Genomic DNA, 1,112 nt, shown 5'->3' with positions numbered 1-1,112 from the left:
CTCCGAGATGGCGCCTTCGACCGGTGGCAGGCCACTGTCATCGGCGCCTTGCGCCGTGGCGATCTCGGGCACCGGCTGCGCGGCGGCGGCAGGAACTGGGGCAGGCTTTTCCGCCGGAAGGGCGGTGGGCGGCGCGACGACCTCGCCGGCAATGGCCTGCGCGGCGTCGAGCAAAGCGCGGTCGCCCTCCGACAGCCGGCTGCGGTCGATCTTGCCGAGCTTGGCACGAACGTCCTCGATTGTCCCCGAGGTGACGGTGGAAAGGCTGGCATAGAGCAGGGCGCGTGGATCGTCCTGATTGGTGTTGCCGTCGCGGCCCTGTTCCGCCCGCGCCGAAGCGAAGGCCGACAAGTCGTTCAGGCCGTCTATCGCGGCCCGGCGGGCGATGCGCAGATAGATCACCTTCTCGCGCTCGGGATCCATCATCGAGGTGATGTCGCCCAGCTTGTCCTGGCTGATCGACATGTGCAGCGCGATGACGCCGGAGACGAAGGAGTCGGCGAACTGGCTGGCATAGGGCGAATAGAGGTAGCGCTCGACATATTGGGTGGAAGCAAGGGCGAAGCGTGCCGCGTCGCCTTGCGCGACTGCAAGGCCGACCGAACGGCGAAGTGCCGCTTCCTCGACCAGCGTGCCGGGGCTGAGCAATCTTGCCTCGTCGAGCAGACGGAGTGCGGTCGCCGGCTGATCACCGGCAAGCAGTGAGCCTTTGACCAAAGCGAGGAAGGCGCCGAGATCCGGAGGCAGCGCCATGGGATCGATCGGCCTCAAGGCTTCGATAGCCTCGCCGGGCCGGCCGTTGAGGTAATCAATCACGCCTTTGGCGATGGCAAGGCTTTGCGGATCCGTCGTAGCGCGCGACGTGGCCGCTTCGACGGTCACCGGGTTGCCGCCGCTCATGCCGTAGACAAGCAGGGCTCGAAAGTTCTTGGGATCCTTGTAGTCCTCGGCATTCGCCGCCCGCAGGCGCGCATCCGCCATCTCCAGCAGCTTGGCTTGCATCGGCAAGGCGGCATGATCGCCGGCGGCTATGCGGTCCTGGATGAGTTGCAGCGAGCGCTGCAGCCGTATCAGCTGGTGCGCTCGCTGCAACTCATCCAGGACCGCATAGC

The 1,112-nt window shown here is 66.4% G+C and carries 1 protein-coding gene; it reads right to left on the bottom strand.

Features of this window, described 5'->3' with window-relative positions:
* A partial coding sequence (locus EN984_RS35565) for a chemotaxis protein MotC (protein ID WP_245480197.1) occupies positions 1 to 1,008 on the bottom strand: 1,008 nt, incomplete at its 3' end.
* Between the last annotated feature and the right edge of the window lie 104 nt (positions 1,009 to 1,112).

It is taken from the genome of Mesorhizobium sp. M7A.F.Ca.CA.004.12.1.1, assembly GCF_003997835.1.
In the GTDB taxonomy this organism is placed as follows: Bacteria; Pseudomonadota; Alphaproteobacteria; order Rhizobiales; family Rhizobiaceae; genus Mesorhizobium.
The sequence above is the reverse complement of the archived record's forward strand: the minus strand, read 5'-3'. Positions and strand labels throughout refer to the sequence as shown.